Annotated in this window: 1 protein-coding gene; it reads left to right on the forward strand. The window is 68.9% G+C overall.

Annotated features, from left to right (window positions below):
• Positions 1-1,542, forward strand: a 1,542-nt coding sequence (locus ACFZAU_RS41795; RefSeq protein WP_500556604.1) for an ISL3 family transposase, incomplete at its 5' end; no start/stop codon positions are given.
• Positions 1,543-1,606: the final 64 nt, after the last annotated feature.

The raw sequence follows: 1,606 nt of genomic DNA on the forward strand, positions 1-1,606 counted from the left end.
CTGGACGGCGAGTTCGTGATCGTACGGGCTCGCGCTGTCGCGGACCAGGCGGGGTGTCCTGGCTGCGGTGTGGCATCGAGCCGTGTGCACAGTGGGTACGTACGGCGGCTGGCCGACCGTGAGGCCGGTGGCCGCCGGGTGGTGATCGAATTACGCGTTCGCCGGTTCCGCTGCCCCGAGCAACAGTGCCCGCGGGCGACGTTCGTCGAGCAGATCACGGGACTGACCTTCCGCTACGGGCGGCGAAGCGTCGGCTTGCAGGCGGTGCTGAAGCAGGTGGCGCTGATGCTGGCGGGCCGAGCCGGCGCCCGCCTGGCCCGCGTGCTGACGGCCACGGCGAGCAGATCCACGCTGTTGCGGCTGATACGCACGCTGCCCGATCCGACGTTCAAGACGCCGCGAGTGCTGGGCGTGGATGAGTTCGCGCTGCGCAAGGGACATGTCTACGGCACGATCCTGGTGGACATCGAGACGCGTCGTCCGATCGATGTGCTGCCCGACCGGACGGTGGAGACGGTGGCCGCCTGGCTCGCCGACCATCCCGGTGTCGAGGTGATCTGCCGCGATCGGTCCGTTGCCTACGCCGAGGCCGGACGGCTCGGGGCGCCGGATGCTATCCATGTCGCTGATCGTTGGCATATCTGGCACAACCTCGTCGAGGCCGTCGAGAAGACCGTCATCGGCCACCGGGCCCTGTTGCGAGAACCCTCAGACCAGACGCCGACGGACACCATCCCAGTGCCGGACACCGCCCAGCTGAAGGCCACGCCGTCCGACGAGCCCCGCCGGTCCGGCCGGCTCTCGGACCGCGTCCGAGAACAGCACCAAGCCGTCCACGCCCTGCTGGACCAAGGCCTCGGGCAGCGGCCCATCGCCCGCCGGCTCGGCCTGGCCCGCAACACCGTGCTCCGCCTCGCGCACGCTGCGAGCCCAGATGAGCTGTTGGTCGGCAAGTGGACCGGCCGCACCAGCATCCTCGATCCCCACAAGCCCTACCTCCACCAGCGATGGCAGGAAGGCTGCAGCAACGCAACCCAGCTGTTCCAAGAACTCCGCGAGCGTGGCTACCCAGGCGGCACCACCATCGTCAGACGCTACGTTCGCCAGCTCCGCGAAGCCTCTCCTCAAGCGGCTCCGCCCCGCAAGCCGCCTTCCGTCCGGGACGTGACCAGCTGGATCACCCGGCACCCCGACCACCTGGGCCACGATCAGGCCCAACGGCTCAAGGAGATCCTCGCCCGCTGCCCCGAACTCGACCGGGCCGCAGTCCACGTCCGCGCCTTCGCCGAGCTGATGACCAACCGCCAGGGCGGCCGGCTCGACCAGTGGATCAACGACGTCCGCAGCGACGACCTGCCCGCACTCCGCACCTTCGCGAGCGGTCTGGGCCAGGACCTCGACGCCGTCGTCGCAGGCCTCAGCCTGCCCTACAGCTCCGGCACGGTCGAGGGACACAACAACAAGATCAAGATGCTGAAGCGCCAGATGTTCGGCCGCGCCAGCTTCGACCTCCTACGCAAGCGGATCCTCCTCGCAGCGTGAGGCCGTTCATGATCGCGGTTTCGGTGACCCTCCGTGGCCCCAGCACGGAAAGTGATCCAGAACC

Source organism: Streptomyces sp. NPDC008238 (assembly GCF_042956445.1).
Lineage (GTDB): Bacteria > Actinomycetota > Actinomycetes > Streptomycetales > Streptomycetaceae > Actinacidiphila.